We start from the raw sequence: 26,458 nt of genomic DNA on the forward strand, positions 1-26,458 counted from the left end.
ACACAGCGCATAGAAGATTGCCTCTTATCGTCCTAATCGATTTCGTAAACGTTGGTACATCTGTTGCACTGCTGGATTTGCACCCAGAGGACCTATAACGTAACTACATTCACGGAACGCATCCTCAAATTTATTTTCGTGCTCATAGACCTGGCTCAGTAAGAAGCGCGTCTGGTGATCGGCCGGATTAATGACGAGCACCTGGACAAAGGCCTGCTCAGCCACAGCGAAGCGGTTCATCCGCATAGCAAGCTGTCCTAGCGCATAGTGTACGGCCGGCTGGGGAGGTTGTTTGGGTGCCAGGTGCGCTGCTTCCTGGTATTCTCTCAGGGCAGCATCAAGTTGCCCCGTCTTATCGTAACACTGGCCTAAACGCTGATGAGTTTCAAAATCTTCGGGTTTTAAGCGTAGAGATTGTATATAGGCAGGGATCGCTTGCAGGGGCTGTTGACGTAAGAATAGAGAAACGTCGCCCACAAGTTTATGCGTTTCGGCGTCTTCTGGATTAAGCGAGAGAGAACGGTTATACGCACGAATGGCATAATCAATTTGAGGAGGAACGCGCCGGGCAAAAACCTGTCCAAAGATCTTATGCACCAGTGCATTATTCGGCTCTAAACCAAATGCCTGCATCACAGCGGCATGCGCCGGCTCAATACGTCCACCGGCAAGGTGGGCCAGAGCAGCGGCGATATGAGGACCGGCCGGCCCCGTTGTTGTATGTGTGGAAGGGCCAGTTCCCTGATGCGGGCCGGTACCAGATTGTGGACCAGTTCCGGGGGCAGGAGTAGGGCTAACGGGTGTTGATGGCGTGCCAGAGCGAGGAAAAGCGCTAGAAGGGGTAGCCGGATTGACCGGTCGTGGCGCCGCACCTCCTGGCAGGTTAGGTAGCATGGCGGGTGGCACTGCGCTGATGGGTGGCAGATTCATCAGTGCGCGCTCCATCTCCATGGCGTTGGGCCAGCGCTGCTCCAGTGCAGGAGCCAGAGCTTTCATGAGCACTTGCTCAAAAGCTGGCGAGATATCCGGGCGCAAGGTGCGCACGGGCGGGAACGAGAAGATGGAAGGCTTATTATTGACTGCATCATGATGCGTAAGCAGGCGGTGTAATGTTGCTCCCAACGCGTAGAGGTCGCTGCGTGGCTCGGGCATGCCGTGTAATTGCTCGGGCGGCGCATACCCAATAGTCATAATAATCGTGGCCTGGCGCTGCGACTGGAAGGTGCGAGCAATACCGAAATCGATCAATTTAATCTCGTCCCGGCCCGTGACCATGATGTTGGATGGTTTAAGATCGCGGAAGATGATTGGCGGATTCTGACGGTGCAGATATCCCAGCACACTACAGACTTGCTGTGCCCAGCTGCGCGCGCGCGCCTCCTCAATGCCATGGGCTCCATTGACGCCGGCTACCTTGCCATCTTGCTCCAGGATGTCACCAAGCGTACGCCCTTCGATAAAGTCCATGACCAGATAGTGCCGGCCCTCTTCCATAAAGAAATCGCGGACACGGGGAATACAGGGATGGTTCAAATCAAGCAGTAACGTCGCTTCTCGCGAGAACCATTCTACGGCCTGGTTGCGCTCGCTCTCGTTATGAAACTCGTCGAGCATCTCTTTGACGGCGCAGGGGCGCTTAAAGCGCGTATCTATGGCTTTGTAAACGGCTCCCATGCCGCCAGCGGCTATCAGCCTATCGATTTGGTAGCGGCCAGCTGAGAGCATTACGCCTGAGGATAGGCGGCGATGGCGGACATTCTCGCCTTCCTGGGTTGACTTGTTTGAGGACGGTGTGGCTACAAACTGCCCGCTGCTGGACCCACCAGCCGCGTTTGGCTGAGCTGATGAAGCTAAAGAAGAATCTGGCGTAGCGCCGCTGTTGCCAGGCCCACTTGACGGCACAGCAGAACTACTCGCATAGGCCCCATTGTTTGGATCAGACGGATAATTTTGTGCCATACTTTTACACCGTAACCTACTGCTTGAACTCCCTTATTTTCTGTGAGATATACTGCCTTCTACTGGCTCTATGAGGAGCTCAAGAAAACTTATTCTCCATCTCGCTCTTAGCTTTTTATATTGGGGGCATTATAACACATCTTTCCACTTATGCGCAGTAACCGATTTGACTGCAGTTTTGCGGAGTGTGCAACACCCTTACCTGCCTCCGAAAATGCAGGCCCAAAGTTAAGAGCCATTCGGAAAGAAGTATATAGAGAGAAGGGGGTTCTTTGCAACCCCCTCTAACCATAATTGTGCCATCAGTCAGCTATAATTTATGCTCGCTTGATGGCATGAAAGAAGCTTTTTTCCTGCTCACTGTTTGAGCCTGCAAGCATGTCAATGAGCTTTAGGATTGTGATGATGGCGCTGGCCTATCGATGACGGCCCGCGCATGGGCAGGGAAGCCCTCAAATTCTGCCAGCTGGCGAGTTGTCTCGCTGAGAGAGGCCAAACCTTCCTGAGTAAGATATCCTATTCCTGTACGCTTTAAAAAGTCGTAGACAGAGGTGCAGGAGAACGTATGGCCAAAGCCGCCAGTTGGTAAAATGGCGTTGGTGCCAAGGCTATAGTTTCCGATGCAAGTTGGCGTGAAGGGGCCAAGTAGGATCTCGCCGGCATTCTTTAGCTCCGGCAGGATTGCAAATGGCTCGCGTACCTGGACCTCTAGATGCTCAGGAGCGTACTCGTTGACAAATTTGATAGCCTCTGCCATATCGGGCGCCAGGACAATGCCACCTGTGCCCTTTTCTCCTTCAAAGCCCGCACGACAGAAGTCCTGGCGCCACTGAGGCAGCGCCTCAAGCCTGGCTGTTAGCACCGGCAAGACAGCCTCAACCAGGGCCTGGCTGTCAGTAACGAGCAGGCTAGAAGAGTCGGGGCCATGTTCAGCCTCAATCAGGAGATCGCGCGCAACAAGCTCAGGGTCTGCGCTTTCGTCGGCAAGAAGGATCGATTCGCTGGGCCCGGCCGGCAAGCCAACATCAACAGTACCATAGAGCAAGCGTTTGGCCGCCGAGACGTAGGGACTGCCTGGTCCGGTGAGCTTATGGACGCGCGCAATACTTTCTGTGCCATAAGCCAACGCGGCGATCGCCTGGGCTCCACTGGCGCGATAGATTTCGTGTACGCCGCACAGATCGGCAGCGACAAGCGAGGCAGGATCAATCTCGCCATCGGGTCCCGGCGGCGTGCAGACAACGATGCGCGGCACGCCTGCGATGCTGGCCGGCGTCGCAAGCATGTACATCACAGAAGGGAATGCTCCTTTGCCACGCGGCACATAAAGACCGACACTGCTGATGGGCGTGATCTTCTCGCCTGCCATCACTCCGGGCGCTACCTGAGTGAACCATTGCTCATGTGGCATCTGCCGTTCATGGAATGTGCGCACATTCTTGATAGCATGCTTGATTGCCGCGTAGACATCCTTATCAAGCTTGTCGTAAGCTTGCTCAATGGTTGCCTGATCGACGCGCAGGCGTGCGGGCGTGAGCTTGACGCGATCAAAGCGGGCCATAAACTCAATGAGCGCCTCGTCGCCGCGATCACGTACAGCATGCACAATCGGACGCACGTAATCTATGAGGTCGTCAATTGCCACTTCGGCTCGACGCAAGAGGCGAGCGCGTCGAGTAGTATCTAGTTTTGCTAATTCGTAAAAATGAATCATCGTATTTCTTCCTCATCGGAGCCTAAACTTCGTGGGGTGCTAATATCTGGCGAGTTGTTTTCTGTCCTTCGCCCCGTCTTTATGATACGTGAGAGAGGCTAAGTTGTCTATAGCACAGCCAGGCACCCCTCGGAAAAGTGGCGCAGGTGAAAAGTTTCCGAGAGGTGGCCCGGGGACTAGGCTTCGGAGGCGCGCAGCAAGAGATCCGCGCGTTCGGCGGCCTGCACATCATCGCGCATCCAGCGGGCGCCGAGAATGCCCACCAGGCCAGCGATAAAGAGAGCAGGAGCACAGGTAAGCAGGATAGCTATGCTTAGATCCTGGCCGGCCATGCCAGCTTGAAAATGCAAGCCATGCGTTGGATCGAGGGCTGTGGCCAAAATACCCACGATGGATGGGGAGAAGGCATCGCCGAAGAGATGGGCAAGAAGCAGAGAAATGGCCACGGCCGAGGCGCGCAGGGCCGCCGGCGCTACATCCTGGGTCGCAGCCGTACAGGGGCCGGTATAGATGGTAAGTAAAATAGCCGAGAGTACGAAAAAGATAGTAAAAGAGACGATATTGTGGAAGAGCATGGCTGCGGCAAAGGCCGGCGCTCCGACCAGAAAACCAACGCCACATACAAGCACGCGCGAGCCTGGATGGCGCCGGTTGAGCATGTCGGCCATATATCCGCCCAGGAGCGTACCTATGATGCCGGCGACAACGATAACTCCGCCTGAATAGAGGCCGGCCGTTCCCGAGGAGAGATGAAAGGTATCCTTTTGCTGCAGATAGGTTGGCAGAAAGGTTGTGCTGACTCCCAGCACAAAATAGGCAAAGACTTGCATGATGATTAATACTACCAGCGTTTTGATCCGCAGTAAGGACCACATCTTACTAAAGCTGGCCCTGAGCGTGCTTCCTTTTTGCGCGCCGGCTATGCTCTCCTCGCCTGCCAGGAGGTCTTGAGGCTGGACGGAGAGCCTTTTCTCATCAGCCTCGTTGCGCCCTGGCTCACGGATGAACCAGGCCAGAATAGCCAGGACCAGACCTGGTAAGCCAGTAAAGAGGAAGGCCAGGCGCCAGCTGCCAAAATAGAGACCGGCCAGCACGCCTCCCAGCTCGTAGCCTCCCAGGATACCAAGCAACTGGGCAATGCTCCACCAGCTCATAATGCGCGAACGTTTCTCGCGATCGAAATAGTCGCTCATCAGCGCAGTTCCTGCAGGAAAATAGCCGGCCTCGCCGATGCCAAGAATCATGCGGAAAATAAAAAGCGAAAGAAAATTGGTGGCCAGTGAGGTTAAGGCGGTAGTTACGCTCCAGAGTCCCACACAGAGCGCGACAACACTTTTGCGCTGGGAGCGATCGGCCCAGAGACCCAGCGGTATTGTGCCCAACGTGTAGACGATTAAGAAGGCCGAGGTAACGAAACCAATCCCATCAAGCTGAAAATTGAGTTCTTTGGCAATAACGTTCGCCGCTCCAACTAATACATAGCGGTCTAAATAGTTAAGGAAGCTGATGGCGAACATGATCCAGAAGACATATCTACTGCCGAAGCGCGTAAGAGTTTTCCAGGTGAGGGCCATACAGTCTTTGCACCTTTCTCTAAGCAAATCTTCTGTTGTTACTTCCCTTTTCTACGGCTTCCCCAGATTCCTGTCCCGTTGTCAGGCTGGCGACAATCCTCCTTTCCTTGGCGATAAGCTGCCTCTTACATGAAATCAATAAAAACTGTTGAGCGTATTATAGCATGGAGACAACGGAGAGATGCGGGCTCGGGAGGCGAATGCTGCAGCATTCGCCTCGGATGTCGCTATTGCTGAGTTAGTAAATTATCGACTAAGTTGAGAAATAGATCTAATTCGAAAGGCTTCTCTATATATAAGAGATGGCGCTGATGCATCTCACTTTTAGGAATGCTCGCACTCATAAAAAGCACATGCATGGCCTTAAGGCTTTCATCGGTAGTGATCATGTTCTCATAGAGCTCTAAGCCGTTCATGTGAGGGAGTTGGTAATCTAATAAACAGAGTTGGGGCCGCTTGCTCTGTATAAGTTTGAGCGCTTCGTGACCATCATTGACCAGCAGTATCTCGTAGGGAGTTTCGCCTTTGAGGGCCTGGAAAATGAAATCGGCCACATCGTGATCATCTTCCACCACCAGAATCAGCTTACTTGCGTTATCTTGATCTAGCATTGACTTACTCCCCTAATTTCGGTTGGGATCGAAAATCCCTATGTATTCTTCACGTTATGTGCCGGGGGAAAGTTTCAAAGTGCAGAGCTTAGGTCTGAAATTAATAGAATTTTTATGCACGAGGTAATGGACACAATATATATAATACTTTTTTGTATGAAGTTATACGTATGAAGCTGAGGCAAAGAAGGAGTAAGCTAATACTGGAAGCGGAAGTCGCTATACAATCCAAGGACGCGGCCGATGGTAGCTTACTCAGGTTGGGGATACGGCAGGTGAAGGCTAGTTTTTCTCGCGGACGCGGCTATCCAGTCGCAGCATTTCTAAAAAGCTCCAGGATTTCAGATCGCGTTCGAGATGATAGCGGAGCAGGCTATGCATGGCTGTTTCGATCTCTGCATGCAGACGAGCCGTCAGGCGTATCCGTGGCACATGTTGCCAGTCGTCGGCGCGTTGCAGGAGGCGTAAAACTTTGAGCGCATTGGCCGAGAGGGCCTGGGCCCACAGATGCGAGCAGCGCGGGCAGAGCGCACCACCCAGCGAAGGCGTAAAGCCATTTTCTTCCGGCTGTAGCTCTGAGCCGCAATGTGCGCAGACGCGGAAAACTGGTTCGTAGCCAATATACGAAAGCAAGTTAATCTCGAAGTAGCGCGTAAGCAGCTGCGCGCGACTCTGCTCGTCTTCAACCGAGAGAGCTTCCTGCGCGCGCTGGCCCTGCAGAGCAAGCGCATCGCTATCAAGGCCGCGTAAAGCTTCGAGCAGCAAACGATAGACGTTGGGATGCTGCGTATCGTTTTCAATGAAGCGATCGACCATTTCGGCCAGATAAAAAGCGCAGGTAGTATGCCAGAGCTCATCGCGCAAATGGAGAAAGTTTTCGATGCTCTGGGCCTGGGTGACAATATCAAGATTGCGGCCCTGAGCCATTTGCAGCTGGCTATGAGTAAGCAGATCCAGATGCCCGGCTTTCCTACTAATTGGCCGGCGCGAGCCCTTGGCGACTGCATGGAACTTACCTTTTTGAGGTGTAAAAAGCGTCAAGATACGATCCGCCTCGCCAAGGTCAGAATGCTTAAGAATGACAGCTTCGATGGGGTAGCTACGCTGTTGCTGATGTCGCATGAGTGGAAATCCTGGAAAAGTAAAAGAGACGTGATAAGTATCACGTCTCTCTGGAGGCGACGAGCGGAATCGAACCGCTGATGCAGCTTTTGCAGAGCCGTGCCTTACCACTTGGCGACGTCGCCTTAATGGTGTGGAGCGGGAGACGGGGATCGAACCCGCGACTTTCTCCTTGGCAAGGAGATGCTCTACCACTGAGCCACTCCCGCTTATTGCCGTTGCGCGTCACTTTATTTTTTAAGTTCGCGCTACTCTTTCGTTCGCGCTATTAAAATACCATACTCCAGGCTTCCTGTCAACCACTTTTTAATGAGTTTTGGCGAATGGCGCAAAATTCGTTGGCTGGACCAACTGGCCTGCGGCCGCGTCCAGGGCCGGCACCTTCTGTCTGCTGCGACTAATCAAGGCTGAAGCCACGCTCACGTAAGAGGGCAAGGACACGTGCCAGGTTTGCTTGATCTACGCGCACAAGACTGGCCGCTGGCTCGACTTCCTGACCCAGGAGAGACTGTATTTCCTGATCCGCTTGTAGATCTTGCAGCACCTGGCTGGGCAGGCGTAGCAGGGGAGCATGCTCTACATGAATATCATGGCCCGCCTCATAGCCATTGCCCCACAGTTTAAGCCTGATGAGGAGCGAGCCAGGAATGCCACCTTCGCAATATTGTTGCAGGAAGCGCACAATATATTCCAATGAAATGCCCTGCTGCAAGGCTTTCTGCAGAGCTGAAGGCGTGAGGCGGGACCAGCCGCTAGCCTCGTCACGCGCACTAAAGCCTTCAAGTTCGGCAACCAGATAGAGATCAAGTACTGCGTAGAGTGGCTGAAGCAGCCCGCTATCGTGTAGCTGCCACTGCGGCTCATGGGGGCTGGCTCGCCAGCTTTCTATTGGTCCTTCGTAGGCAGGAGCCTGGGTCAGGGCCGGCAAATAGTCGCGCTGCCAGAGCAGCTCCTGAAGGGCGGCAAGCTGCTGAGACGTGACTTCAGCGATGCGCGGAGCCAGGCGGCGCCTGAAGAGATGGCGCGTTTGTTCAGAAGCTAGCAGCTCATCAAGCCAAGCCTCATCGTCAACCTCAAGCAGTGTCGTGCTATTCCATATCTCCACGCGACGGGCCTGGCGCTCCCATTCTGCCAACGAATAGCTAACATTCTGGGGCAAGGCTTTCCCGGCGGCCTGCTCTAGCATAGCCTGGATATTCTCGGCATGCAGGCCCATTTGAATGGCGCGCGTCACGCTGGACTTGGTAAGCTTGTACTGAGCGATATGCTCAAGGCTTACCAGTTCAGCAAAGCGATCCAATTTAACGAGGAGCAGTTCCGGTACGGGCGCCAGGGCAACCAGCTCAAAGTTAGGCTGCACGATCAGTCGTCCGCCGCCTTCATCCTCGTCTGCCGAAGAGGTATTGCTCAGGCTTGTGATGATATCTGGCAGAAGGCGGAATGAATTTGGGGCTTCCTCTCGGTCGGTCTCCACAAGGCCAAGCCAGTGCAAAGGGCCTCCCACGACAGAGCGGATAAAGCCGCCCTCAACCAGGTGCCAGCCCTCGCGATGCGTTAACCAGCCGCGGCGCAAGCGAAAATCCCAGCCGTAGGGATTGCTCCCGCTCGAATAGCGCTCGGCGCGCGGTCCATACTGGCGCGGGAAAAGCAGGTAGGGAACATAGAGCTTTGTGCGCGCGATAAACGTAGCAAAGTCGTGCCATTGCTCCAGGCCTTCGTAGAGCAAGCGCTCAACTACAGCGTGACGCGCGCGTATCACCTCTTCGTGAGCCGGCTCAAGCAGCGTCGGGCCCGGGCGAACATTTACCTCTGGCAGATCGAAAAGCTCATTCCAGAAAGGTGTTTCCAGATAGAGATGGAAGCAGCGGCGCGCGCGTTCCAGTAAAGGTAATGAGAAAAAGCTTTCGGCCGGTAGAGCATAGATAACGCCGTGTCGCTCCTGAAGTAACCCGAGCTTCATCAAAAGGAGGCGAATAAAGAGCAGATGAGGCGCATCGCTCTCCACGCGTGCTTGCTCAATATGTAGTTTTGGGCCAAGCTTCTCTACAACGTGGCGCAGCGCTGAGCGCGCGAGCAGGCCGTTATTAATGATTGCCAGGCCATCGCGCGTCGCGGATACAAGGGACCAGTAAAGGTAGAGCAGGCGTTGTAAGGCGCGTATGCCTTCACCCTGGCTGGTGCTGTTCTCTTCGTCTTCAAACTGGCGCAAGCTTTCCGACAGGCCCCAACTACTACGTGCTGATTCCTGCACAGTCAGAGGCACAATTAGCACGCCGTCATGTACCCCACTTGTATACTCCCGGCCCATGAAGTTTGTCTGCTTGCCCCAGAACAAGAGTCCCAGTACGAGCAAATGGCGTAAGGCCTGCTCAAAGACTCCATGCGGATGAGCTGCAGGATACTGCAAACCGCCGCCCGGCTGGTAAGTGAGCGAAAGCTCGGCCACTCTGCTTACAGGGCTCTCATGCGCAACCTGCTCATTTTTTTTGACGGGAGTCAGCAGGCCGGCGCTAGTAAAATAGAGCGCCAGGTCACGGCTATTAGCCCGACCGCCGCAGCTACATAGCTCGCGCAGGAGGAGCTTTTCAAGATCGTTGAGTTCCTCAAAAGCTTCGCTAATAGAGTCTTGATCAAATAGAGTTTGGGCGACTTCAGCCATAGATTGCGGAGGGGCAATAGAAGACGAGCTATTGAGCTGCAATTTAGGTGCAGCGATATGGCGCGTTTTTATTAATGATTGCAGGTGATAAGGTGGCACCGTTTGCAAAAGATCAAAATCACTCTGCTGCATATGAATCCCTATCGTGTATGAGAGGAGGCTGCCCATGCCGTTTAAGCTCATCAGTAATCTGTTTAGCCCCAGGTTTATTCAGGATGAGCAACGAAGGCTGAATACTTTGAACTATATTATTATTTAACGCAGTAGTTGCCGCCAATTCGCGCATAACTGTGGGGTCAGCCGTCTCTAACAGCGTGACTCCTGTGTAGATGCGGACCCGGCCATAGTTTGCAGTCCAGCGACCGAGCTGAGCTTCCAGGCGGGCCAGCGGGTCATCCTGGTGAGATCTGTGGCTGGCAACATGGCGCAGCGCCTCCAGCAGGTGCTCGGGATGCTGTCCCCGGCTCATAGCGGCGCTCAAAGCCTTTGGCGTAAGGCGATAGCGCAAGCGCCCTTCATAAACTCCTGCAGCCTCCGTAAAAGTTTCCATTAATTCAATCAGCGACCAGCTCTGCACAGAGCTAGTAATCAGGATCTTATCCTCGTCCACAATATCCAGCATCTCGGCGAGGTTATGCGCATCCTGGGTGGCCAGTGGCTCACTTGCCTTGCCCTCATGAAGCAATTTGTCGGCAGTTGGCGTAAGGCTGAAAGCGAGTAGGCGTCCATCAGGCGTGCAGGCAATATCGCAGATTCCCCACCAGTGGAGCGGACCCGTGAGCAGACGGGTCAGATAGCGCATCTCGGCCCTTTGCCAATCGCCAAGCACATTTGGGCGCAGCACACGGCCATCCTCTGACTCGACCCACCAGTGCGGCGAGGTAAATAGCTTCTGCCTCTTCTGCAAAAAGAGCGGGTTCAGGCGATAGACAAAGCGGGCAAACGAGGAGAAACTCATCCATTGTTTGCTGGGAGCCTGGGCCAGAAGAGCTAGCAGGGCCTGACGCGCCTCGCTGTTCTCGGCGTCTAATTCACCAGGACGGATAAGCGGGTGGTTATGCGCCGTGGCGCGGCAGCGCAAGCGCACGCTCTCTTCCTGCAAGGCAAAGAGATCTTCGTACGAAGATTGCGTGAGCCAAAGCTCAAAGAGATCATGGGCGATCTCGGCCCGTGCGGGACCCAATAATAGTTGGGCGACGTTAGGGAGCGCGCGCAGATAAGGCGTGCCTCCATCATCTTTGTGCAAGATATCGGCCTGGTGTAGCAGACGTACGGCGAAACGTAGAAAGGCAGCTGAACGCGGCACGGCAGCCTGCAGAGCGGTAAGCAGCGAGTTTGTTGGCATATCTGCAGGAGGTGGAATCTGGGTCAGACCTTCAGAGGGTAAAGAGCCGAGTGTCCGTGTTGACTGAAAAGGAGCATTATGCTCGCGCCACTCGTCGTCATACACAAGCCGATAGCTATCCAGGGCGCGGGCCACCAGGAGCAGATCTGTAAGCAGTTGATATGGTTCTCTTTGTAGAATGATCGGCGCATCCGCCTCCGCCACACCTGACTGTTGGACATCATAGCTGGCCACGGGAACAGTAACGCGCAAGGCCGTGCGGACTTCGCCAGGGACGTACCAGCCCACATCGAGTAGCGCGCCGCTCAGGCCGATGCGCTGCTGTGCTGAGCTATTCAGGCTTGTGCGGAATAAAAGGCCCTTGTGTTGAAGCGCCGTAAGCACATTTTGAAATTGCGCAGGTTGTCCCAGGGAAAAGCGCTCAAACAGACCGCGCAAATCATCATCGGTGAGAGCGCCCCCCGCTAAAGTTAAGGCCGCCAGCAGCTGACGTTGGGGTTTTTCCAAGGTAGCCGCGACATGGCGGACGGCTTCTGGCTGCTTCAGCTTTTCAAGGATAGCATCGATAAGCTGTTGCTTATTCATCCCGTTGGGAACGAGCTCATACTCGCGGGCGATCGCGCGCAGGTCGCTTAATCCCATCTGGGTCAGTATATCGTCAATGCCTGTGAGTGGAAGTGGGCCGCGTATATTAACCGTTGCTCTGGCCGCGCTAAACGGCCGTGTTGGCTTACTGGCAGGCGTAGCCTCCTTGCGCATTGGCTCATGCGTGGCTGGTGCAGAAGATGTTGTGGACCTGGCAATTTCGGCCGGAGCCACCTTGACGGTCTCCATAGGATTGACAAAAGTCGCCGGGCGTGCTAGCCATTGGTAGAGCAGGGCAGCAGCATGCGCGCAGGGAATGGACGTAGTAGAGCTGCAAGGGCATGAGCACTGCCATGTCGTGGCGCTCTGGATCTCGACCTCGACGGGGTAGCGGCGCAAGCCGCCCTCTTCGCCCGGCTCCGGGTCATCGGCCAGATGGGTCACCTGGGTGCTTATCGTATGCGCAACGTCGACGATGCCGCTAATACGTCCTCCCTGGCGCTGCGTATCGTGTACAGCGCCTAAACGGCAGTACTCCTGCCCGAGCGATGCAGCGGTCAGTCCTGCCATGCGAATAATATCGGCGGCACGTAGGCGTTGTAGAGTGCCAGGTACAACATTTTCCATAGATTCTGTCCGTAATAATATACATACAGTTGACTATACTGGGCTATAATAACACGAGATGAACATACGGTCAATTGCATAAAGATCGTTGGTTCTATATTGTTGGCCAATAAATGCATGTCCAACAAGAACCTGATTTCTAGAGGCAACGCGTAGAAGCTGGTATTCATCGCAGCTCGTTTCAGGAAATTTCGCGAAAAGAGCTTTCAGCAGCCAGAATAATCGTATAGGCTACACTTCAATGTAGAACGAATTTTAGATTATATGCGCAACTCTACTCGTAGTATAGATTGCGGGCACCAATAATTATCCCTGGCAGAGAGGGACCTGGAAAGCTGCCAGGGCTCGCGCTACTGGATCTAATTATATTGCAAGATGCTTACAATACAATAGAGCGTCTTGCGGGAGGGTCGGTAAGCGGCTGGCCCTGACTTCTGATCCTCCCAGAAAAAACGTTTAGAGTCGCTTCAGAACGCTGTTAGCGAAGGCGCGCAGGCCATCAATATCGTCGAGATCAAACCATTGCAGCATCAGTTCTTCCACGCCGGCCTTGGCAAAATTCGTAATCTGTTCAAGGATCATATCGGGCGTGCCGACGACAATGTTGCCGGTTTCCCTCAAGATTTTGAGGGCTTCATCCAGAGGCTTACCAGCCAGATCAGGCCGTTGCTGGCGCCAGCTTAGACGTTGATCCAGCTCGTTCATATCGCGACCGAAGAAGAGCGAAGTCATCAAGGTGCGCTTGATATCTTGCGGTTTGCGACCGACGATGCGAATTAAGTCGTCAAGGATAGCCGAGCGCTCACGGAACGTCTGCGGATTAAGGGAAACCGCATTCCAGATATCGGCATAGCGTGCGGCCAGGGGCAAGGTGCGCTTAGGGCCATTGCCACCGATCAGGATTCGCGGTCCCCCGGAACGTTGGGGGCGTGGTAAGAGCGTAGCGCCGCGCAGCTGGAAAAATTTACCGTCGAAGGTAACCGGCTCGTCGCTGTGCAATAAATGCGTCACTACCTCTATGCCCTCTTCCAGGCGATGCATACGGGTCTGAACATCGCCGAGCTTGTGGCCGAAGAGCTGATGCTCGCGGACCTGCCAGCCAGCTCCCAGACCCAGAATCATGCGCCCGTCGCTCAAATCATCGAGCGCGGCAGCCTGGCGGGCCAGCAGGGTTGGCTCGCGAAACGAGATGGGGGCGACCAGGGGTCCAAAGTGGAGATGTTGCGTATGATCGGCTAAATAGGCGAGAGAGACTATCATTTCTAACGATTCTATATCTGGCGGTTCCGGGTTTGTGTAATGGTCAGAGCGGAAGAGCCCGGCAAAGCCTAGCTCCTCGACCTCCTGAACCAGACGTTTCCAGCGTGGCCAGGTCAAGCCATTTTGGCCCTCGATCATAATTGATAGTGCTATCATCTCTTTTTTCTCCTGTTATACTGCTTCCTATTAGGATAATACAAGGAAGCGGCAAGCGTCCAGTCTGATAGTCGAAACGCTGGGCCATGTTTCAGCTTGACAGGCTTTAGATAACTTTCATATACTTGTACTACCGCTGGAGTAAAACGTAGCCGTTATAGAGAACGTCGAAATTATTCCGCGCGGAGCAGGTATTTCTCCGTGCTAGGAAAGGCTCAATCGCGATGTCTAACGTTTTTCGCTTACTCGCCGATGAAGAGAAATTTACCGACGAGCTTTTCGCTTTTGTGACAGATAACAACGCCGATAGCCGCAATGAGCGGGCTATCATCAGCGTCCTGCACGAAGTAGCGCCCCAGATTGTTTCGGTGGCTGAGTGCATGGTCATTGATGGCGTTGATGAGCGCCGCTATGTTGCTGATTATGTGCATGCCGTGGTAAGCGGAGAAGGCCTTTACGAATAGCCGCGATCCCTGAAAGGGCAGCTCGGCTACCTCTCCTGCAACTGTTTTAAAAAAGCAGAACGACAATTGCAGGAGAGGATTTTTTATTACGCTTCTAAAGCGTACATGACGTTGGCGACTGCCGTCAGCGCTGCCGTCTCTGCGCGCAAGATGCGCGCGCCCAGCGTGACCGGCGTGACGCAGGCCTGGCGCGCTTGCGCTATCTCTTCAGCGGTCAGACCGCCCTCGGGTCCGATAAAAAGAACTACAGTCGGCACCTGAGCCGGCGTTAGGCTTGCCGCCGCGCTGACATCTTGCAAGACTATGCGCAGGCTCTGGCCGTGCTCCTCTTCCCAGGGAATGAGGGCAATTGCCTCATCTGGAATGTTTTTGAGGGCCTGCCCAAAGGGCAGAATGGGGGCCAGCTCGGGTAAACGGGAGCGTCCACATTGCTCGGCGGCTTCCTGGATAATGCGCTGCCAGCGCTGGAGCTTGGAAGATCCCGCCTCTTCGAGTCCAGCTGTCGAGCGGCGACACAGAATAGGGGCAAAGGTTGAGACGCCCAGCTCGGTACCTTTTTCTAAGATCCATTCAAAGCGGGCCGATTTGAGCAAGCCCTGGCAGAGAATCACGTGCGTTACGGGTTCGCGCTTGCCCTCGCGCCATTCCAGCAGGCGAACCTCAACGCCAGCTCGGCTGCTGCGACTGACGGCGCAGAGCGCCTCTTTGCCGCTGTTATCAAGCAGGACAAGTTGCTCATCAAGGGCCACGCGCAAAACGTCGCGTACCTGGTGGGCCAGCTTGTCGGGCAGCTCGATAGCGCTATCAGATGTTGCGCCGCGCAGAATTTCTGGTGTGACAAAAAAGCGGTGCATCGGCGATTAGCCTCTTTTGCGTAGGATGAGGGCCATCCAGTCCTCAATCATTACCTTGTCAATTTGTTCAAGACCGGCCGCGAGGAGGGGGTCCAGGGCATCATGCAGGCGCGCCTCAATAATACCGCTGACCACAAGGACACCCTGTGGGGCCAGAGTTTGCGCAAGCTGAGGCGCGATGCTGCCAATCACGTGAGCGATAATATTGGCCAGCACAAGGTCGTAGCGTCCGGCCAGGCGCGCGGCCTCCGCATCATCAAGAATGCCAAGCACAACCTTGATGCGCGCGCTGAGATCGTTAAGCGCGGCATTCTCGCTAGCGCTCTCTACTGCCACGCTGCTATTATCGATCGCATAGACGCTCTCGGCTCCCAGTTTGGCCGCCGCTAGAGCCAAAATACCAGAGCCGGTGCCAACATCCAGCACATGCATGCCAGACTTGACGCGCTGCTCAACCTGTTCCAGGCACATGCGCGTCGTAGGATGCAGGCCGGTGCCAAAGGCCATGCCGGGATCAAGCGTAAGAACCACTTCCTGCTCTTTGGGCGTATATTCGCGCCAGGAAGGGCGAATAACCAGGCGTTGGCCGATATGCGTTACGTGGTAATAATCCTTCCAGGCGTTGGCCCATTCATCCTCTTTGACCACACGCTTCTGCATCTCGCCGACAAAGTGCTCTCCCAGGCTGGAGAAGTGCCAGAGGCCCTCAGCGATTTGCTGCGTTATAGCCTCCTCTTTGCCATCGAGCGGGAGATAGCCATGCACAAGCACCGGCTGTCCCTGCAAGACGCGATACTCCTGCCCTTCATTGATGAGCTCTATAGGCTCCTCGATTGCCACACCTTCGCCTGTATAGCGATTTAGTAGCTCGCTAACCGATTCTACGGCATCCGGGTGAGTACGAACCGTTAATTCTAACCAATCCATCGCAGACTTCCCATCTCCTCAACTGCTAAAATGGCTGCCGGGCCGTCACCGTAAATAGATGATGCTTAACCAGGCCCAGTAGCAAGAAGAGCCGGGATGCATCCCGGCCAGTTAGTATTATTGCACAACAATTTCAGGATAACGAGGGCTTAGCCCTTTTGTGCGGAAATTTCGTAGTAGCCATGGGTGGCTCTGGTACGAAAGCCGCACGACGTGTAGAGACTGATCGCTGGCGTGTTGGTAGTATCGACATCCAGCATAATAGTCTTCTGGCTGCTGGCGCGAACCGTGCGAATGATCTCTTCCATCATCTGACGCCCATAGCCACGTCCACGATAATCGGGCACAACACCAACGCTATAGATGCCGAACTCTCCATCGGCGTCATCGAGCCGCAGACAGCCTACCGGCTCCTCGCAGCCTACCGACTCCTCCCCGAACGTAGCTATATAGTAACGTTGGTGGGGATTCTTGAAGCGTTGTTCGAGCCGTTTGCGAAAAATCGTTTCGTCCTGCCCAAAGCTACGGCTGAGAATTGTCGCGATCACATCGAGATCATCAAACTCGGCAGGCTTGAAGGTGAGTCGATCGTCAAAGGTAGAGCTTTCTCGAAAATGCTCCAGCTGCATCTCGTGCTCGGCAAAGGAAAGCGTAGCCCCCAGCTGCGCAAGCATAGCCTGGCCCGAGCCAGAGCCCTCTTCGCAGACAAGGATAAACCTTTTGGCATCTGCATGCTCCTCGCGCGCTTTGCGCAAGAGCGCCTGAAAAATGCCCCGGCGGCGGTAATCAGGATGAACCATGCCTGCTAGCTCGTACTCGCCACTGAAGTCGTCGTACAGGTGCACATAGCCAACGAGCTTATCATCTGCATAGTAGAGAAAATCGTTGTTGGCCGCGTTGACCTGTTGTCGAAGCTCGTCCCAGCTCCAGCGCATACGAAGATTTTCATAGCGCTTGCAGAGCTCAGCTAGCTGCTGAATAGCAGTGAGCTCGCTAGCAGACAAGGTTGTGCGGGCCACGAGGGTATGGCCATCGTTTTGAGGCATGCTTATCCTTTCAATACCTTACAGTAGCGGCTAAAAGACAGCTGGTTCCATATAATCGCCAAAGACTGAGCGGAAGACGTCCATGACCTCGCTTAATGTGGCATAAGCCCTTACCGCCTCGATGAGCGCAGGCATTGTATTTTCCGTGCCCTCAGCCGCGCGTCGTAGATTATCCAACGCATGTCGAACTGCCGAGGCATCGCGCTCCTCGCGTACCCGCTTGAGCCGGGCCAGATGTGCACGCTCGCCGGCATAGTCCACGTAGAGCGTGGGAACCTTGATCTGCTCATCCATGAGATAGTCATTGACGCCCACAATGGTACGCTTGTGTTGATCTATCTCCTGCTGATAGCGGTAGGCCGATTCGGCAATCTCGCGCTGGAAGAAGCCGTTCTGAATGCAGGCCAGCACTCCACCAAGCTCGTCAATGCGCTTGATGTACTCCATAGCCGCGTGCTCTGTCTCATCTGTCAGGCCTTCCACGAAGTAGGAGCCACCCAGCGGATCGACAGTATTGACGACGCCACTTTCGCTGGCGATGATCTGTTGCGTGCGCAGGGCGATCAGGGCCGCCTTTTCGGTAGGTAGGGCCAGGGCCTCGTCAAGCGAATTGGTATGGAGGGAATTGGTGCCGCCCAGGACAGCCGCCAACGCTTGAACAGCCGTGCGTACGACATTATTCTCGGGTTGCTGGGCAGTTAAGGAGACGCCAGCAGTCTGAGCATGGCAGCGCATCATCCAGGAACGCGGATCTTTGGCTCCATAGCGCTCGCGCATCAGCCTGGCCCACAGGCGCCGTCCGGCCCGGAACTTCGCAATCTCTTCAAAGAAATCGTTGTGCACGTCGAAGAAGAAGGAGAGGCGTGGCGCAAACTCATCGATCTTCAGCCCACGCTCTAAGGCTGCATCTACGTAGGCAAGCCCATCGGCAATGGTAAAGGCCAGCTCCTGCACCGCTGTCGCCCCGGCCTCACGAATATGATAGCCGCTGATACTTATCGTATTCCAGCGCGGCATGTAGCGCGTGCCAAACTCGATAGTATCTACAACAAGGCGTAGAGAAGGCTCGGGTGGGAAAAGGAACTCCTTCTGAGCGATGTATTCCTTGAGAATATCGTTCTGCAGTGTTCCGCCCAGGCTTGCCATTGGGAAGCCGCGTTTTTCCGCATTGACTATATACATGGCCCAGATAGCCGAGGCCGGACTATTAATAGTCATCGAGGTGGTAATCTTATCGAGAGGTAGATCGGCGAATAGTACCTCCATGTCAGCCAGCGAAGAGACTGCCACCCCGCACTTGCCGAACTCGCCAGCGGCTAGCGGATGATCGGTATCGTATCCGTAGAGTGTAGCCATGTCGAAGGCAGTTGAAAGTCCTGTCTGCCCCTGTTTAAGGAGATATTTGAAGCGCGCGTTTGTATCCTCGGCGGTCCCAAAACCAGCGAACATACGCATGGTCCAGGGCTTAGCGCGATACATCGTGGGCTGGACGCCACGCGTATAGGGATATTCGCCCGGCAGGCCCAGATCGCGCGTGTAGTCAAGGTTGGCGTTGTCCTGGGGCATATAGACCCGCTCGATAGGCACGCTTGAGGTTGTAAACAGATTATCGCGCTCAGGCACGCGCTGTGAAGATTTTTTTACGCTGGTTTCTTCCCAGTGTGTGCGCTTGACCGTAAGACGTTCAAGTTCGGTTTTATCGAAAAGGGTGCCTTGTTCGACAACAGGCTGCTTTGGCTCTGTCGATTTTTGTTCAAGCATCTTGAAGAGATTCTCCTCCCGTGGATTGCAAGGCAAGAAGTGCTGGCTTCTCCGCTGTTACTGATAGAATACAGCTATGTCGTATTGTACCATACGCAAGAACGCCAGGCGCGGAAAACCTGAAAATGCAGGGTCAAGGCTCAGGCGAGCTGCAGTAGCTTTGATGGGAGGCTAAAGCCAGTTCGTCCGAGCGCGTTGTGGGTCGATGCTAATGCTTATGGAGCTCAAGGTATGCTCAGGCTTTGCGCACAATGAAATGGTGGTAATTGTCTCCTTCCCCTTCCTCCAACCGCACAAATTGTGTCTCATGGAGCCATATCCTGACACGCTCCAGCGAAGGGTAGTAGTGATAGTCATCCTGCTGAGCATATTCGCCTTTGACGATCGGCAGCCCCTGTTTAAGGCCTGTGGTAAAGGCCTGAGAGATTTCTTGTGGGTCGATAATCTCTACAGTGAAATAGCAATAGCCACCAGGTTTTAAAGCGCGTCGAAAGTTCTGCAGGACGAGCGGCCAGTCTTCGGGGAAGACATTCTCCATAGCGTCGATGCAGATGATTCCGTCAAAGGCTTCTACATAGGGGAGCTCTTGTAGGCCCAGCTTCTCTATATGAACAGAGGGATATTTTGCCTGCGCCTGCAAAAGCATTGGCTCTGATTGGTCTATCCCAACCACGGGATGGCCGCTGCTCATAAGCAACGGCCAGTATTTGCCGGTACCGCAAGCCGCATCAAGGATCATGCACTCGTGCGGGCAGAGCTCAAGAAAGCGTTCCAGAAATGAGCGATGTGAGCGATTGATCTGCCCCCAATGCTTATCATAATCCTTAACAAAAATGGTATCTATAAGCATCTTGCACAGACGGCGCTTTTCATTTAGCCAGACTAATCTGTCCACGCGTAACGAGCCCTTTCAAGTCCTGGATCAGACCTCAACTGACATAGCGACGGCGCCGCCTCCGCCCAGGCATAGCGTGGCAAGGCCACGGCCGCCTCCGCGCCTGCGCAGCTCATGAATCAAAGTGATCAGCACACGTGAGCCGCTGGAGCCGATGGGATGACCCAGAGCGATAGCGCCGCCGTTGACATTGACGCGCGACCAATCCCAGTCAAGCTCTTTGCCGTTGGCTAGAGTCTGGGCCGCAAAAGCTTCGTTCACCTCGATCAAATCGAAGTCGCTGATCTTCAGGCCTGTGCGCTCTAGCAGGCGATTGACTGCACGCGTTGGGGCCGCAAAGATATAGCGTGGGGTGATGGCGGCCGAGGCATAGCCAGTAATGCGCGCAAGGACCGCCAGGCCATGGGCTCTGGCAAACTCCTGATCTACCACGACCGTCGCTGAGGCGCCATCGCTAAGGCCAGGGGCGTTACCTGCCGTGACAGTTCCCTCTTTTTGGAAGGCTGGTTTGAGCTTCTTGAGGGCCTCAAGCGAGGTCTCTGCACGAATTGGCTCATCGCTCTCGACGAGCAGCGTGCCCTTTTTCTGCGGCACCTCGATAGGCACAATTTCTTCCTTGAAGCGTCCAGCCGCAGTGGCCGCAGCAGCGCGTTGGTGGCTCTGCAGCGAGAACTGATCCTGCTCATCGCGGGTAACACAGAATTTTTCCGCGATGACTTCAGCCTCGTTTCCCATATGGATATCTTCAAACGCGCACCAGAGGCCGTCGTGCACCACACTATCGATGATCTTGCCGTCGCCCATACGATAGCCGGTGCGGGCCTTGGGCAAGAGATAGGGGGCATTGCTCATGCTTTCCATCCCGCCGGCCACGAAGGCCTGAGCATCGCCAGCGCGAATGGCCTGGGCGGCAAGCATAACAGCCTTTAAACCGGAGCCACAAACTTTATTGACTGTGAAGGCCGGAATATCGACCGAGAGGCCAGCCTGTACAGCCGCCTGACGGCCAGGAGCCTGGCCAATGCCTGCCGTGACAACGTTGCCCATGATCACTTCATCTATCGCCTCGGGCTCGATGCCAGAACGGCGTACGGCTTCCTTTATTGCTATTGCACCCAGTTGAGGGGCAGTGAAACTGGCGAGATTGCCAAGAAATTTTCCTGTTGGTGTACGAGCTGCGCCAACGAGAACAGGGATACGCTCTGCCATAGGTATATGCTCCTTTGTACTCCCACGACGATGTGGCTTACGAATACGAGAGACGGGTTTTTTAGTATTGTATCCCTTGAGTGAAGATAGGGTCAAATCAGGGCTTTGCTGGCAGCTTGCCCATCGTATAGTTTGCTGGCACCTTCATATCCCATGTCGCATCTGGCACTTGCGAGGAGGGCATGAGGTTGACTGTATCGTACATTGGCTTGCCAGAGCCTTCCAGTACATTTACCGGCTGATATTGCTTATTCAGGAGCAGGACAAGGCCATTCTCGACGCGAATACGGTAAACCTCCTGATTCTGAAAGTTAGCAGTGCCCAGATAGACTGCCCGTTTGGACTGCAGATCGCTGCGCAAATCCTGCAGGTTGAACATCGAATCGTCGGGGCTCCAGGCCTGAGCATCCCATTGAGCCACATGATGCATCTTATCCATCCCCAGGGCCTCATGCGGGTTGGCGACAAGAACGACGTCAAGATCATTGTCCATCTTGGTCTCGACATGCATGTTTCCTGTGGCAAGTTCATGGTAGCTGTTAATATGCATAGCCTTGCCGTCTGAGCTCATTTTGGTCTGCGTATAATGGAGCACGTAGCCGGACCAGGAAAGTTTGGCAGGCAGGGCAAAGGCTTGTTGGCCTCCACCGGGAAAAATACCCCCGAACGGTAGTCCCAGCGGACCCGAGAACAGGCTCAGCAGGGCAAAGAGCAGCACAGCAGCAGCTACCAGGCCCGCCAGAGGGAAGGCAATGCGCTTGCCTGCAGGGCTGGCTCGCCTGGACCTCTGCGGTCTACCACTACGTGCCTTGATAGCCTCCATCACAGCCCTGTCAACATGCGCTGAGGGGCTACTTGTTTCGATACTGGCTACCATGCGGGTTATCTTGCGCATTTGCGCATATTCTCTGGCACAATCTGTACAGAGCTCGACATGCTCATTTGCCGCTTGCTTCTGTTCGGGGGAGAGATCTTCCCAGACGGCCAGGTAGATACGCACGTTGGCACAAACCTCAGCTCCCAGCGTTCCTTTGGGTGGCAGAGGCGGTAAATCGGTGTTGTTCATGTCTGCTTACCTCTTTTTCCAACACCTTCTTTACTGAGCCGCTGATATTGTTCGGCGAACATTTTTTTTGCCCGTGAGATACGGGTCGCAGCGGCATTCGGCGAGATTCCAACGATCTCCGCTATTTCTTGATAGGGGACGCCCTGAGCCGCGCTGAGCACAAGCGTGACTGCGTACTCCTCTGGCATGTTGGCAAGAGTGAGACGAATAAGCTCGCGCTCGGCGATTTCGGGAATACCTCCGCTATCGGAAAGAAAGTACGCTGCATCTTCGGCAGCCATAGCATCTTGCTCATCATTACGCGTGCGGGGAGCTAATGGCCACCAGGAAATACGCTTGCGCCTTCGCAATGCATCAATACAGAGATTTGAGGCAATACGATAGAGCCAGGAAGAAAGACGATCCCGTTCATAGAGCCCGTTCCAGGCCGTGCAGGCGCGCACAAATACTTCCTGGGTCAGGTCATCGGCATCTTCCTGGTTGCCCAACAGACGATAAATGTAGGTGTGGATCGGCCGTTTAAACTGTTCGTAGATCCTACTCAGCGTAACCTCGTCTGCCGTTGTTGTATTTCCTCCCCGAGACTTTTTTATAGGTTTCTCTACAGGCATGCTGGCAGATACTTCCTCTGATGGATGAGAAGAGACAAGAAATGTTTCTACTGGTCGTGCTTGTAGTATACCAGGAATGGTTACTGAATAGAACATGCCAGCCATGACTCCACCAAAATGTCTAGATACACAATCATATCCTCTATCACGTTAATCGTTCAAATCATTTACAGCGAACTCATTATTTTTTAAATCGCGTGAAAAATGTTACACTATAGAAAAGATGCATTATGCGTATATGCTTAATGGCTGAAGCCAGCAGGATGGTCAAGGGCCGCTCTTGACCTGGGGCTTGGGGCTGCACCCCATTTCTCCCTTTCCCTCCGCCACCGCAGGCGGCCCATTCGTTACACGAGGTCTGGCAAAGCACTAGTACTATCAGCCCATATAGGTTCTCTCTATCAGGTGTATCGGGTACTATGGTACGGCATGGGACAATAGTGCATATATAACTGTAAATATGCTGCTTTAGCTGGCACGTCATAACTATTGCTATGCGTAACTAACCAGATTATTTTCTCAGCAGTGAGGTCAGGTTGAAAGGGAGGTTATACTTATGCCGTTCTGTTCCTGGGGCAGGGCTGGCGATGGGACCAGGAAAAGTCGCCGTTACGGTCCCATTGCGGCTATCGTGCTACCACTTCTAGCGCTTACCCTTATTGTAGGGATCGCCACACTGCAATTGTTCCATTTTACCCATGTGCAGGCCAGCGGACCAAAGGTGATTACGGGGACGCTGACACCACTATTGAGCCATAGCCAGCTGCAGGGCTCCGCCGATCCTACGCAGCGGATCACGCTAGCCCTTGGCCTGCGGCCCACGAATCCGAGCGCGCTTACGAGCTATGCCCAGGATGTTGTGCATCCTGGCTCAGCCAGGTATCATCATTTCCTTTCGGCGGCCCAGTTTACCCAGTTATTTGCACCAAGCGAGACAGATTATGTGGCCCTCAGTCAATATTTCAAGGCAACAGGCTTTAGCGTTACCCATACCTATAATCATCGCCTGCTGCTAACCGTCAGCGGGACTGTTGCCCAGGCCGAGCAAGACTTTCATATCAACATAAACACTTATAAGGCCCCCGATGGGCATACGTACTATGCCAATATGGAGGACCCATCCTTGCCGGAGCCCTTTGCCGAGCAGGTGCAGAGCATAAGCGGGCTTAACAATGCTACGCGCTGGCAGCATGTGTCGTCTGCGCGGCGAAGTGTGGATATGGCCGCGCTGCAATCGACCGCGTGTCCGACACAAGGTGCTGATCACTACACTCCTGACCAAATCGCCAGTGCCTATAATTTGCGCGATTTCTACCAGGCTGGCATCCAGGGACAGGGGCAGAGCGTCGCGCTCTTTGAACTATCAGACTTTGATTCCGCGGACCTTACGGCTTATGCCGCCTGCTTTGGCCATAGCCATACTCCCGTCCAGGCCATCACGGTTGGCTCTACTCCTGCGATCTTTGATAGTGGCTCTCTGGAGGCTGAACTTGATGCCGAGCTTGTCTTAAGCGCTGCCCCCCAGCTTAGTATGCTAAAGATCTATAAAGCTGCCAACAACCCGGCTGGTATTCTTGCCGAATGGGCCCAGATTGTACAGGATGCCGTCCCGATTGTAAGCGTTAGCTGGGGACAGTGCGAGCAAACTTCTGATCCGGGCATGCTGCAGCAAGAGAATGTGTTGCTCAAAGAGGCAGCCTTGCAGGGACAGACTATTCTTGCCGCCTCTGGAGATAGCGGTAGCGCCGGCTGCTACTTTGATAACGATAAGAATCCAACGGCCCTTAGCGCGCTTGACCCGGCAGCCCAGCCCTTTGTTACCAGCGTTGGTGGTACCTCGCTTACGCTGGCGGGCAATGCCTATGGCCACGAAACAACCTGGAATTCTCCTCCTTCGGCCCTCTCGATCGGCGGGGCTTCTGGCGGCGGGATCAGCCATTATTGGAGTGCTCCAGATTGGCAGGATGCGCCGGGCGTTAGGAACAAGTATACTACCGGCCAGCCCTGCCACGCGCCGGCCGGAGCTATCTGCCGGGAAACGCCAGATGTGGCTCTGCATACGGATATCAGTCGAGGATATATCGTCTATTGTGGACTGATCCAGGCTGGCTGCAATAAGGGCAATCCCTGGCTCGTCGTAGGGGGAACTTCTGCCGCGACGCCATTGTGGGCAGCTTTTGTTGCCCTGGCAAATACCTTCTCGCTGCGCCAGGGCGGATTCAACCTTGGCTTTATTAATCCCTTGCTCTATCAGATCGCCAGAGATGGCGCAAAGTACAAGGCCAGCTTTCATGATGTGACGACAGGCAATAGTGATTACGGCAGCAAAAATCATGGCCTCTATCCCGCCACCGAGGGCTATGATCTGGCCACAGGACTGGGAAGCTATAATGCCTATGCCCTGGCCAGCAACCTTGTCATCCTGGCCCAGCAGAGCACCGGAGCTCGCGTTGCGCCAACAAGCAGTATCTGGTACTTTGCTGGCGGCAGCGTCGGGCAGGGCTTCCAGCAATATATTACCTTGCAAAATCCCGATGTGACGCGGGCGGCTTCGGTGGATGTTACCTATCTCTTCCCCAACAAGGATGCCGTGACAGTAAGGCACGTCGTAGCTAAAAGCTCACGTACCACTGTCGATGTGAATCAGGATTTGCATATAGGCGCGAAAGCGGCTTTACAGCCCGTCTCAGCTATCGTCAAGGTTGATGCGAATGGGCCGGGCATTATTGCGGAGCGCCCCATGTATTTCAGTTACCAGGGCGTAAGCAGCGGAACCGATATCATCGGCGCGACAGCGCCAGCCACAACTTATTACTTTCCCGTGGCCGATACGCGCCAGGATGAGCAAAGCTACAATACCTACATTACCCTGCTCAATCCCGGCTCGACGCAAAGTGCGACGGCCATTCTCACCTACTATACCGGTAGCTGTGGCCTGACCGGTCAACCAGAGTGTCCCACGCAGGTAGTCGTAATCCCGCCTCTTCACCGCGGCACCGGCTCTCCCCTGGATCTGCACTTACATCAGCGCGTCGCGGTAAGCATGATCTCGGATCAGCCGCTTGTCGCTGAGCGCACAATGTATCTGAAAGATAGCATCCCCACTGCCGGCGGAGCAATCAGCGGGGCGGCCAGTACCATAGGAACCACAGAGACCGCGCGCGACTGGCTCTTTGCCGAAGGCTATACGGGCCATAACTTTCAAGAATATCTGGTTATCGCCAATTTCTCAGGCAATGCGGCGGCAGCCAGTATAACCTTGCAATATGCTAACGGCCATACGCAGAAAATAGCCGTAACCTTGCCTGCCCTGGGTCAATACTACTTCGATGTGAACCAGGCCAAGGCCCAGCCGAACGGAACTTGCGATACTACGCCCTGTCAGCCAACTGATACGGTATCCGCCGAGGTGAGTGCCGATGCCTCGATAGTAGCCGAACGCATGATGTATTTCCGTTATGGGAAACAGGCCTATACAGGCTTTACGGAGACCATTGGTGAGCCAGCGGCGGCTGCGCACAGCGTGTATGCTTTCGCCGAGGGCTACACTGCCAACTCTTTTCAGGAATATCTCACCATGTATAATCCGTGCGCGTACAGCGAGAACGTCGAGGTGACCCTCTTTGCCAATACGCTACTTATCCAGCGACAGGTACTACTCAAAGCCCATAGTCGCCAGACGGTTGACGTAAATAGCTGGTTAGGGCCGATCGTGCAGGCTGCCGGTTCCTTAAGCTCCGATCCCTATGCAACATCTATGACCGTGCAGGCGCTAGGGAATGGAGCTCGTGTAGTGGCCGAGCGTGCGCTCTATTTCAATTATCTGGGCAGCCAGGGAGGAACTGATGTCATCGGCTATGGGATGTGAGTTCCGCGCGCTATAAGCTCTGGATGAGAGGCTCATATCTTTCTTCTGGGTCAACTGATTGAAATAGAAAAGCCTTCTGTGCTATCCCGGCTGCTAGCTAGCTCAGCTTAGCGGTCGGGGTATTTTCTATAACTGGTCAGGAGCC

General features: G+C 54.4%; 18 protein-coding genes and 2 tRNA genes. 2 read left to right on the forward strand and 18 right to left on the reverse strand.

What is annotated here, in order from left to right:
* Nucleotides 1-24 precede the first annotated feature (24 nt).
* The 10 genes from EPA93_RS37435 to EPA93_RS37480 all read right to left on the reverse strand — a co-directional run bounded on the left by EPA93_RS37435 (nt 25) and on the right by EPA93_RS37480 (nt 13,612).
* The gene (locus EPA93_RS37435) at nt 25-1,959 is read right to left on the reverse strand and encodes a protein kinase domain-containing protein (protein WP_129892418.1); all 1,935 of its coding nucleotides are present in this window, start codon (nt 1,957-1,959) and stop codon (nt 25-27) included.
* Nucleotides 1,960-2,350: 391 nt separating this feature from the next.
* On the reverse strand, nt 2,351-3,673 hold the full coding sequence (gene hisD, locus EPA93_RS37440) for a histidinol dehydrogenase (RefSeq protein ID WP_129892419.1): 1,323 nt from the start codon (nt 3,671-3,673) through the stop codon (nt 2,351-2,353).
* Between the two features lie 176 nt (nt 3,674-3,849).
* The gene (locus EPA93_RS37445; RefSeq protein ID WP_129892420.1) at nt 3,850-5,247 is read right to left on the reverse strand and encodes a spinster family MFS transporter; all 1,398 of its coding nucleotides are present in this window, start codon (nt 5,245-5,247) and stop codon (nt 3,850-3,852) included.
* 227 nt (nt 5,248-5,474) lie between these two features.
* Nucleotides 5,475-5,858 (reverse strand): response regulator, encoded by a 384-nt coding sequence (locus tag EPA93_RS37450; protein WP_129892421.1) that lies wholly within the window; start codon nt 5,856-5,858, stop codon nt 5,475-5,477.
* Between the two features lie 282 nt (nt 5,859-6,140).
* Nucleotides 6,141-6,980 carry a DNA repair protein RecO gene (gene recO / locus EPA93_RS37455; RefSeq protein ID WP_129892422.1) on the reverse strand — a complete coding sequence of 280 codons (840 nt, stop codon included), beginning with the start codon at nt 6,978-6,980 and terminating at the stop codon, nt 6,141-6,143.
* 51 nt (nt 6,981-7,031) lie between these two features.
* Nucleotides 7,032-7,105 (reverse strand) — tRNA-Cys (locus EPA93_RS37460).
* A gap of 9 nt (nt 7,106-7,114) precedes the next feature.
* Nucleotides 7,115-7,189, reverse strand: a tRNA-Gly gene (locus EPA93_RS37465).
* A 188-nt stretch (nt 7,190-7,377) separates the two neighbouring features.
* Nucleotides 7,378-9,771, reverse strand: coding sequence for a helicase-associated domain-containing protein (locus EPA93_RS37470; protein ID WP_165423660.1), 2,394 nt, complete (start codon nt 9,769-9,771; stop codon nt 7,378-7,380).
* Nucleotides 9,758-12,196 (reverse strand): helicase-associated domain-containing protein, encoded by a 2,439-nt coding sequence (locus tag EPA93_RS37475; RefSeq protein WP_129892424.1) that lies wholly within the window; start codon nt 12,194-12,196, stop codon nt 9,758-9,760. The genes EPA93_RS37470 and EPA93_RS37475 overlap by 14 nt, the downstream gene beginning before the upstream one ends.
* A gap of 456 nt (nt 12,197-12,652) precedes the next feature.
* Complete coding sequence (locus EPA93_RS37480) at nt 12,653-13,612, reverse strand: TIGR03560 family F420-dependent LLM class oxidoreductase (RefSeq protein ID WP_129892425.1); 960 nt, start codon at nt 13,610-13,612, stop codon at nt 12,653-12,655.
* A 224-nt stretch (nt 13,613-13,836) separates the two neighbouring features.
* Between EPA93_RS37480 and EPA93_RS37485 the strand changes: the two genes are divergently transcribed.
* Entirely contained in the window at nt 13,837-14,076 is a 240-nt protein-coding gene (locus EPA93_RS37485) for a hypothetical protein (RefSeq protein WP_129892426.1), read from the forward strand.
* An 86-nt stretch (nt 14,077-14,162) separates the two neighbouring features.
* On the opposite strand, the gene EPA93_RS37490 is transcribed toward EPA93_RS37485, so the two are convergent.
* From EPA93_RS37490 to EPA93_RS37525, 8 genes are all read right to left on the reverse strand, one after another.
* Nucleotides 14,163-14,930 carry a 16S rRNA (uracil(1498)-N(3))-methyltransferase gene (locus EPA93_RS37490; protein ID WP_129892427.1) on the reverse strand — a complete coding sequence of 256 codons (768 nt, stop codon included), beginning with the start codon at nt 14,928-14,930 and terminating at the stop codon, nt 14,163-14,165.
* Nucleotides 14,931-14,936: 6 nt separating this feature from the next.
* Nucleotides 14,937-15,857 (reverse strand): 50S ribosomal protein L11 methyltransferase, encoded by a 921-nt coding sequence (gene prmA / locus EPA93_RS37495; RefSeq protein ID WP_129892428.1) that lies wholly within the window; start codon nt 15,855-15,857, stop codon nt 14,937-14,939.
* 149 nt (nt 15,858-16,006) lie between these two features.
* Complete coding sequence (locus tag EPA93_RS37500) at nt 16,007-16,903, reverse strand: GNAT family N-acetyltransferase (RefSeq protein ID WP_129892429.1); 897 nt, start codon at nt 16,901-16,903, stop codon at nt 16,007-16,009.
* A gap of 30 nt (nt 16,904-16,933) precedes the next feature.
* A complete protein-coding gene (locus EPA93_RS37505) occupies nt 16,934-18,664 on the reverse strand; it encodes an acyl-CoA mutase large subunit family protein (RefSeq protein WP_129892430.1) in 1,731 nt (576 codons plus the stop codon).
* Between the two features lie 235 nt (nt 18,665-18,899).
* Nucleotides 18,900-19,559 (reverse strand): class I SAM-dependent methyltransferase, encoded by a 660-nt coding sequence (locus EPA93_RS37510; RefSeq protein ID WP_129892431.1) that lies wholly within the window; start codon nt 19,557-19,559, stop codon nt 18,900-18,902.
* A 27-nt stretch (nt 19,560-19,586) separates the two neighbouring features.
* Nucleotides 19,587-20,768: an acetyl-CoA C-acetyltransferase gene (locus EPA93_RS37515; RefSeq protein WP_129892432.1), complete on the reverse strand. Its 1,182-nt coding sequence runs from the start codon at nt 20,766-20,768 to the stop codon at nt 19,587-19,589.
* A gap of 97 nt (nt 20,769-20,865) precedes the next feature.
* Nucleotides 20,866-21,834, reverse strand: coding sequence for an anti-sigma factor (locus EPA93_RS37520; RefSeq protein WP_129892433.1), 969 nt, complete (start codon nt 21,832-21,834; stop codon nt 20,866-20,868).
* A complete protein-coding gene (locus EPA93_RS37525) occupies nt 21,831-22,541 on the reverse strand; it encodes an RNA polymerase sigma factor (protein WP_165423661.1) in 711 nt (236 codons plus the stop codon). Before EPA93_RS37525 ends, EPA93_RS37520 begins: the two co-directional genes overlap by 4 nt.
* 460 nt (nt 22,542-23,001) lie before the next feature.
* Here EPA93_RS37525 and EPA93_RS37530 point away from each other — a divergent pair, with 460 nt between their 5' ends.
* Nucleotides 23,002-26,313 carry a S53 family peptidase gene (locus tag EPA93_RS37530; protein WP_129892435.1) on the forward strand — a complete coding sequence of 1,104 codons (3,312 nt, stop codon included), beginning with the start codon at nt 23,002-23,004 and terminating at the stop codon, nt 26,311-26,313.
* The last annotated feature ends 145 nt before the right edge of the window (nt 26,314-26,458 follow it).

The sequence above is a fragment of the Ktedonosporobacter rubrisoli genome (genome assembly GCF_004208415.1).
Classification (GTDB): Bacteria; Chloroflexota; Ktedonobacteria; order Ktedonobacterales; family Ktedonobacteraceae; genus Ktedonosporobacter; species Ktedonosporobacter rubrisoli.